Origin of the sequence: Zunongwangia pacifica, from assembly GCF_023499215.1 — a bacterium.
Taxonomy (GTDB): domain Bacteria; phylum Bacteroidota; class Bacteroidia; order Flavobacteriales; family Flavobacteriaceae; genus Zunongwangia; species Zunongwangia pacifica.
Genome location: NZ_JAKHSK010000034.1, coordinates 47831 through 54895 on the forward strand (window position 1 = coordinate 47831; position 7065 = coordinate 54895).

The 7065-nt window shown below is 37.0% G+C and carries 6 protein-coding genes; 3 read left to right on the forward strand and 3 right to left on the reverse strand.

All coding sequences use genetic code 11. The features are described 5' to 3' along the window. Window positions 1-30 precede the first annotated feature (30 nt). Together aroC and L1967_RS18020 are read left to right on the forward strand one after the other, a co-directional pair. Window positions 31-1098 carry a chorismate synthase gene (gene aroC / locus L1967_RS18015; protein WP_249602894.1) on the forward strand — a complete coding sequence of 356 codons (1068 nt, stop codon included), beginning with the start codon at window positions 31-33 and terminating at the stop codon, window positions 1096-1098. Between the two features lie 21 nt (window positions 1099-1119). After that, entirely contained in the window at window positions 1120-2430 is a 1311-nt protein-coding gene (locus L1967_RS18020; protein ID WP_249602895.1) for a dicarboxylate/amino acid:cation symporter, read from the forward strand. A gap of 328 nt (window positions 2431-2758) precedes the next feature. On the opposite strand, the gene L1967_RS18025 is transcribed toward L1967_RS18020, so the two are convergent. The 3 genes from L1967_RS18025 to L1967_RS18035 form a co-directional block, all read right to left on the reverse strand. Continuing rightward, window positions 2759-2998, reverse strand: a complete 240-nt coding sequence (locus tag L1967_RS18025) for a hypothetical protein (RefSeq protein WP_249602896.1) — start codon at window positions 2996-2998, stop codon at window positions 2759-2761. Window positions 2999-3317: 319 nt separating this feature from the next. Continuing rightward, window positions 3318-3731 (reverse strand): thiol-disulfide oxidoreductase DCC family protein, encoded by a 414-nt coding sequence (locus L1967_RS18030; protein WP_249602897.1) that lies wholly within the window; start codon window positions 3729-3731, stop codon window positions 3318-3320. After that, window positions 3731-5917 carry an endonuclease MutS2 gene (locus tag L1967_RS18035; RefSeq protein ID WP_249602898.1) on the reverse strand — a complete coding sequence of 729 codons (2187 nt, stop codon included), beginning with the start codon at window positions 5915-5917 and terminating at the stop codon, window positions 3731-3733. The genes L1967_RS18030 and L1967_RS18035 overlap by 1 nt, the downstream gene beginning before the upstream one ends. Before the next feature lie 169 nt (window positions 5918-6086). Here L1967_RS18035 and L1967_RS18040 point away from each other — a divergent pair, with 169 nt between their 5' ends. After that, window positions 6087-6752 (forward strand): uracil-DNA glycosylase, encoded by a 666-nt coding sequence (locus tag L1967_RS18040; protein ID WP_249602899.1) that lies wholly within the window; start codon window positions 6087-6089, stop codon window positions 6750-6752. Window positions 6753-7065 lie beyond the last annotated feature (313 nt).

Here is a 7065-nt window from a genome sequence, read left to right on the forward strand (position 1 = left end):
AAAAAATTACATTTGTTCAAAATCGATCAAATGGCAGGAAATTCCTTCGGAAAACTTTTTAAACTCACCACTTTTGGTGAATCACATGGGCCGGCAATTGGTGGGATCATCGATGGATGCCCGGCAGGATTACAACTAGACTTTGAAGCAATTCAGGAAGAATTAAACCGAAGAAAACCCGGCCAGTCTGCTATTGTTACACAGCGGAAAGAACCGGATACGGTAGAATTCTACTCCGGTATTTTTGAAGGCAAGACTACAGGGACACCTATTGGTTTTGTAATTCATAACGCCAATCAAAAATCAAAAGATTATTCTCACATAAAAGATACCTATCGTCCTTCGCATGCCGATTATACCTATGATGAAAAATATGGCGTACGGGATTATCGCGGTGGTGGCCGTAGTTCGGCCAGGGAAACAGCGAGCAGGGTAGTAGCAGGTGCTATTGCAAAGCAGATGCTTAAAGCGGTTAAAATTACAGCTTATGTAGATTCTGTAGGGAAGATTTTCCTGGATAAGCCGCATTATGAAGTAGATTTTTCGTTAATTGAAACCAATCCGGTACGTTGCCCGGATAAAGCAAAAGCTGAAGAAATGGAAGCTTATATTAAGCAAATCAGATCTGAAGGCGATACCGTTGGAGGTACGGTGCGTTGCGTGATTAGCGGTGTCCCTAAAGGATTGGGCGAACCGGTTTTTGATAAACTGCATGCCGAATTAGGAAAGGCCATGCTCTCTATAAATGCTGTAAAAGGCTTTGAATATGGTAGTGGTTTTGAAGGTACTAAAATGAAAGGAAGTGAACACAACGACCTTTTTAATGAAGATGGTACTACAAAAACCAACTTAAGTGGAGGTATACAGGGCGGAATTTCAAACGGAATGGATATTTATTTTAATGTCGCTTTTAAACCTGTAGCTACGATTATGCAAAAACAAGATACTATTAATAAAGACGGAGAAATTATTGAAATGCAGGGGAAAGGTCGCCATGATCCATGTGTAGTTCCAAGAGCGGTACCCATTGTAGAAGCCATGGCCGCACTTACCATAGCCGATTTTTTCCTTCAGGATAAATCTTCTAAACTAGAATAAAACAATACAGAAAATCACACTATGAAGAAATTAGCGCTGCATTGGCAGATTTTACTAGGAATGTTTGCTGGAGTTGTTTTTGCCCTGATCATGACCAATTTTAGCTGGGGAGCAGAATTTGTTAGTGATTGGATAAAACCATTTGGGAACATTTTTATTAATGCCTTAAAACTTATTGCAGTTCCGCTAATTTTAGCCTCTTTGATTAAAGGGATTTCAGATTTAAAAGATATCTCCAAATTATCTAAAATGGGCTTTCGTACCATTGGGATTTATATTGCCACCACCATTATTGCGGTTAGTATAGGTCTGGTGATGGTAAACCTTATTAATCCCGGCGGAACGATTGAGGAAGATACCAGACAGGAATTAATTACCAGTTACGAAGGTGATGCCGTAGGCGTACAGGCTAATGCCGCTAAACAAAAAGAAGCAGGCCCTTTACAGGCTTTGGAAGATTTGGTACCCGGTAACATCTTTGCCGCAGCAAGTGATAACGGAAATATGCTTCAGGTGATTTTCTTTGCTATTTTCTTTGGGATTGGTTTAATATTAATCAATGAAGAAACTGCAAAACCGGTTAAAGATTTCTTTGATGGATTTAACGAGGTGATCCTAAAATTAATTGATTTAATCATGCTTTTTGCGCCTTTTGGTGTTTTTGCTTTACTAGCCGCATTGGTTGTAGAATCGCCGAGTACAGATCTTTTTGCTGCCCTGGCCATGTACGCGTTAACCGTGTTGATTGGTTTGGTATTAATGATTGGCGTATATATTCTTCTGGTTTGGGTTTTCACTAAAAACAAACCATCCTTTTTTATCAACGGAATTGCTCCTGCGCAACTATTGGCATTTTCTACAAGTTCTAGTGCTGCCACTTTGCCGGTAACGATGGAGAGGGTAGAAGAACACATGGGGGTACATAAAGAAGTGACCAGTTTTGTGTTACCCATTGGAGCCACAATTAATATGGATGGTACTAGCTTATATCAGGCAGTTGCAGCAGTTTTTATCGCGCAGGCTTTTGGTATCGATTTAAGTATAGGCGCGCAATTAGGGATTATCGCTACAGCAACACTTGCTTCAATAGGTTCGGCCGCCGTACCGGGAGCAGGGATGGTAATGCTGGTAATTGTTTTAGCGCAAGCGGGAATTCCGGAAGCTGGTTTAGCCCTTATCTTCGCCATAGACCGACCATTAGATATGTGCAGAACTACGGTAAATGTTACCGGAGATGCAGCCGTTTCTGTGATGGTTGCAAAATCTGTAGGCATGATGGGACCACCAAACGTTAAAGAATGGGACGAAGAATATTCGAAAAAGAAGCATTAAAAAATGATTCCAAGTTAAAAGTAGTTCAAGGTTATAAAGTTAAAAGTTTTCAATATTCCGAAATTTAGTCTTTCTTCCCGGTTCTTGATTCTTTCAGAGTATAAAGTCTAAAAGTTCAAAGTATTTAGGTTTTAAATTCAAGGTTTAAAATTTAAAGTTCAATAAAAACACTTGATAAGAGTTGCTCTTTTTTCCTGGCACGGCACATTGCTAATTGTAAACAGATTTCTCAATTACGCTAAGCTAAGGCCTAATGTATTGTTATACTAATCCATTCTTTTTAAACGATGGATAAAGCAATTATAAGTTTACGATAAGAAGTTTTACATCAACCTTTTCTTATTTTAAATCTCAAATCGCTTTTTACTTTTAGTCCTTCATGAAAAGTTTTTATAAAATCTAACTTAAGTTCATAATCAATATTGTAGGCTAAAAGTATGGAGTCAACTTTAGATTTATTGGCTTCAGCAATACTTAGATTATTTCTATAATTATTCAAAGCACCCCATCCCATTCCCAATAATGTTATTGCAATTGCAGCGATTATAATAGGGACTACATAAGTCATAACGGAGAAGTATTTTAAATAGTCCAGGAAAAAATAATCTAAATAGAATAGTGCAATAGCAAAAATATTAAACAGAATAAAATAGCTATATACCCACCATTTATTTTTCAATACTTTCTGAAATTCTGCATTGGTATCAACGATTTTTCGTCCTCTTTTCTCTCCAAATTCGATTTTATGGCAAGTATCTGTAAAACTCGGTTTATCTCCGATTAATCCGCAAATATTTCCCTTTTTAAAACTTATATCTTGATATTCGCAAAGTTCGCAATGCTAATGAGGCTCCATGAATATATTTTTTAGAGGATAAGGTATAAAATTAATCCAAGAATTTTGCTTTAAGCTGTGGTGTTGGGATCATACAACTTTCTTTTTTACCAAACCATTTATATCGATTGTTAGCAATACCTTTGTATGCTGCATCTCGAAGTCCTTTTGGTAAAAATTTGAAGATTTTTAAGCTTTTATAAATCCCATTAAGATCTTTAGCGATTTCTAAGGCTGCATCAGATTTTTCATACCAGGCAATACCCGGTTTAATAAGAATAATCGAATCTAAATAATTAGGATCGATATTACGTTCTTCAAGAAGTTTTCGGCCAACTTCGCTTTGTAAGGAGGCAAAGCGAAATTGGTCGTTTTTATCATGTTTTATAATAAATATCACAGCGTCATTACAAAGATTGCAAACGCCATCAAAAAGCACGATTTTCTTATTTTCAGGAATATTCATTATGATTTTTTCATGGCCTGTACCAGCTCTAATTTTTCAATATCCACCTGTGTAGTGAACATTCCGTAATTCACCGTTGCTTTTCCTTTTTCAATTTTATCGAGGGTTCCTACGCTTCGACTGTCTTCCAAACGTACACGATCACCAAGTTTTACTTTAGCTTTAGGTTTATTTGCTTCCTTTTGAGCCGCTATTTCTTCCTTCTTTTTCTCTTCTTTTTTCTTTTGTCGAATTACTTCAACTTTCTTTTCAGCTTCAACTTTTATTTTTTCTTCCCGCGCTTTTTCCGCTTTTCGCTGTTTGGCGTTTTGTTTTTTACGTTTCGAGTTCTCTATTGCTACCACCTTCAGAAATTCGCCAATAAGCTCCTTTTTGTTATTATTGGTAAAGAATTTTTCGCTGATATCATTTACTTTTTGGCCTAAATAGATCATACGCTGATTGGTATCAAAAAGCTCCTGATAATCTTCTAATTTCTGCTGAATGCGGGAATTTGTTTCTTCAAGCTTATCTTTCTGTACCGCAGCTTTTTGTTCTTTTTGCTTTAAAGAATCGGTTGTTTTCTGAAGCTTACTGCGTTCCTGCTGAAGTTTAGCAATACTACGATCAAACCGTATCTTACCACGCTCTACTTTTTTCTTGGAACGGTTAATCAGGCTATAGGGGATTCCGTTTTTTTGCGCTACTTCAAAAGTAAATGAACTCCCGGCTTCCCCAACCCGAAGTTTGAACATGGGTTCTAAACTTCTGGAATCAAATAGCATGTTTGCATTGCTCATATTGGGCAATTCGCTCGCTAATTTCTTCAGGTTGGCGTAGTGTGTAGTTAAGATCCCAAAACTTTCTTTTTCGTAAAACACTTCAAGAAAAGTTTCAGCTAAAGCACCGCCCAGCTCCGGGTCACTACCGGTACCAAATTCGTCGATTAAGAACAGCGTTTTATCATCGCATTTCCGAAGAAAATAATTCATATTCTTTAGTCGGTACGAATAGGTACTTAAATGATTTTCGATCGACTGGTTATCGCCAATATCGGTTAGAATCCTATTGAAAAAAGAAACCCTGCTGAACTCGTGAACCGGAATTAATATTCCGCTCTGTAACATTAATTGCAATAAGCCCACTGTTTTTAACGTGATACTTTTCCCGCCAGCGTTGGGGCCTGAGATCACTACAATACGGTTATCCTTACTTAAATCGATATCCTGGGGATAGGTTTTTGCTCCTTTTTTATTGTTACTAATAAGCAATAACGGGTGATAGGCTTCTTTAAGCTGAATTTCCTGATCTGTTGTAATGGTTGGCAGTAAACCATTGATCTTTTCGGCATATTTGGCCTTTGCCGCGATTACATCGATCTTGGTCAGTAATTTTTGATACTCAATTAAAAGTGGTCTAAATGGTCGAACAAACTCGGTTAATTCCTTTAAAATTCGGTTGACTTCCTCTTTTTCTTCATACTGAAGGTTATTAAGCTCCCGGGTATACCGAAAAGTAGATTCTGGCTGGATAAAAACAATGCTTCCAGTTTTAGAACTTCCCATAATTCCGCCTTTCACCTTACGGCGATACATGGCTTTTACGGCAAGTACCCTAACATTTTCTACGACACTTTCTCTAATTTCATCAAGATAACCGTAAGAAGAATACGTGCTTAAAGCACTGTTGAAACTACCATTAATCTGTCCTTTAACCGAATTTATTTGGCGCCTAAGACTTTGTAAAAGGGGAGAAGCATCATCTTTAATTTCACCAAAACGATCTACAATTTTATTGATCTGATCGATGAGTACTGTGGTATATTCAACTTCAGCAACCGTTTGGTGCAAATTTGGATAAATCTGCTGAAATTTATTAAAATACCGAATCTGGGTATTTACAGTTTCCGATAACCCCGCAATTTTCCTAAAGCCCGAAACTTCCAGAATGGTTTCTTCAATATTCAATAATTTAAGCTCATTATTGATTTGATCGAACCCGTGATTGGGAATTGGACTTTCCTGTAGTTTAGAACTTACATATTCATTGGTTTGATGTAATCCAAAATAGGTTTTTTTATAGGTTTTATAAGGTGTAATCTCTAAAGCTTTAGCTTTTCCGGGATCTGTCACACATAATTCGCTTATTTGTTCTCTTACTACCGGAAACTCTAAATCTGCAAGGCTTTTTTCTGTAATCTTTATCATAGACAATCCCTCATGGAGGGTTTAATTTTCAATATTCAACCGATTTTTTTGATATCCATCGGTATTCATAGCAATTTTAAAATTTTATCGCTTCTAGCGTTTGTTCCATTCCCAAAGGTTGTTTTATTTTTCCTAATTTTGGAACATTGCAAATTTACTTAAAATTATAATGAACGTAAATATCAACGAAGGCTGGAAAACGCATTTAGAAACCGAATTTGAGAAAGATTATTTTAAAAATCTCGTTGAATTTGTTAAAAATGAATATTCAAACTTTAAAGTGTATCCTAAAGGGAAACACATTTTTGCTGCTTTCGATCATTCTAATTTTGAAGATACCCGGGTGGTCATTTTAGGGCAGGACCCTTATCACGGACCGGGACAGGCAAACGGACTTTGTTTTTCGGTAAATGATGGAATCGCGCAACCACCGTCTTTGGTGAATATTTTTAAGGAGATCCAGAATGATACCGGCAGCGCAATGCCACAATCGGGGAATCTGGAACGCTGGGCAGATCAGGGCGTATTATTGCTTAATGCCACATTAACGGTAAGGGCGCATCAGGCAGGATCACATCAGGGGCAGGGATGGGAGCAATTTACAGATCGCGTGATCGAAATTGTTTCTGCCGAAAAAGAAAATGTTGTTTTTGTGCTTTGGGGAGGCTATGCCAAGAAAAAAGCCTCAAAAATTGACAGCTCAAAACATCTTATATTAACTAGCGGACATCCTTCTCCTTTAAGTGCTAACCGTGGTTACTGGTTTGGAAATAAACATTTTACCAAAGCAAATGATTATTTAAAAGCACATGGTAAAAAACCGATTGAATGGTAATAAGTTTAAAGTTTAAAAAGTTCAAGGTTCAAAAGTTGTTGTATCGCGAAGTTTTTCAGTATACATTATACAATATGCGGTATATGGTATAAACTCCTTCAAAATTCAAAATTCACAGTCCTGTTTCCTAGCTCTTGACTCTTGATTCTTAACTCTTAGTCTCTTCTCTATATTCTAACTTCTATCAGAAAAAGATCTCTCCACTTCGGTCGAGATGAACTGTGTTTATATACAAGATAAATTTAAGTTATTTTCGGTGTAATAGGTTTTTTGTGTAGCAATAGCAAAGGCCTGCTTTAAAAGTTTGTTGACC

What these genes read in the sequence shown, in the direction of transcription:
- aroC (WP_249602894.1), top strand. Translation starts at nt 31, where the DNA reads ATGGCAGGAAATTCCTTCGGAAAACTTTTTAAACTCACCACTTTTGGT.
- L1967_RS18020 (WP_249602895.1), top strand. Translation starts at nt 1,120, where the DNA reads ATGAAGAAATTAGCGCTGCATTGGCAGATTTTACTAGGAATGTTTGCT.
- L1967_RS18025 (WP_249602896.1), bottom strand. Translation starts at nt 2,998, where the DNA reads ATGACTTATGTAGTCCCTATTATAATCGCTGCAATTGCAATAACATTA.
- L1967_RS18030 (WP_249602897.1), bottom strand. Translation starts at nt 3,731, where the DNA reads ATGAATATTCCTGAAAATAAGAAAATCGTGCTTTTTGATGGCGTTTGC.
- L1967_RS18035 (WP_249602898.1), bottom strand. Translation starts at nt 5,917, where the DNA reads ATGATAAAGATTACAGAAAAAAGCCTTGCAGATTTAGAGTTTCCGGTA.
- L1967_RS18040 (WP_249602899.1), top strand. Translation starts at nt 6,087, where the DNA reads ATGAACGTAAATATCAACGAAGGCTGGAAAACGCATTTAGAAACCGAA.